The 465-nt window shown below is 63.0% G+C and carries 1 protein-coding gene; it reads right to left on the bottom strand.

Annotated features, from left to right (window positions below; all coding sequences use genetic code 11):
- Positions 1–76: 76 nt before the first annotated feature.
- On the bottom strand, positions 77–465 hold a 389-nt coding region (locus PA598K_RS35650), incomplete at its 5' end, for an S-layer homology domain-containing protein (RefSeq protein ID WP_148092069.1).

Here is a 465-nt window from a genome sequence, read left to right as displayed (position 1 = left end):
ACTTTTCATTCTAACTGCATTTTGCATTTAACGGTAGATCTGGACCGTGCTACTGGACTGATTCGTCAGGCATCGTCTAACGCGTCGGCATCACGCTGCTGATACTCGCACTCGCCAGGAGGAGCGCCGTCCGCATCAAGGTTACCGCCGCCTCGGCCCGCGTAGCCTCGGCCGATGGCACAAAGTTCCGTCCGTCACGACCTTGCATCAGCGCGTACTGACGCGCAGCCTGCGCTGCATCGAGCGCCCAGGCCGGGATCGTCTCGATATCGGCAAAGGTCGCTGGCGGCGCCGGCGGCGAGACATCCCGGCCGAGGATAACGCGATGCAGGATCGTCGCCAGCTCGGCGCGGCTCACCTGGCGGCCAGGTCGGAAGGTGCCGTCCGGATAACCTTGGATAATGCCGAGACTGGCAGCGGCCATCACCTCGCGCTGTGCCCAGTGTCCGGCCAGATCGAGGAATA

This window comes from Paenibacillus sp. 598K, from assembly GCF_003851045.1.
In the GTDB taxonomy this organism is placed as follows: domain Bacteria; phylum Bacillota; class Bacilli; order Paenibacillales; family Paenibacillaceae; genus Paenibacillus_D.
The sequence above is the reverse complement of the archived record's forward strand: the minus strand, read 5'-3'. Positions and strand labels throughout refer to the sequence as shown.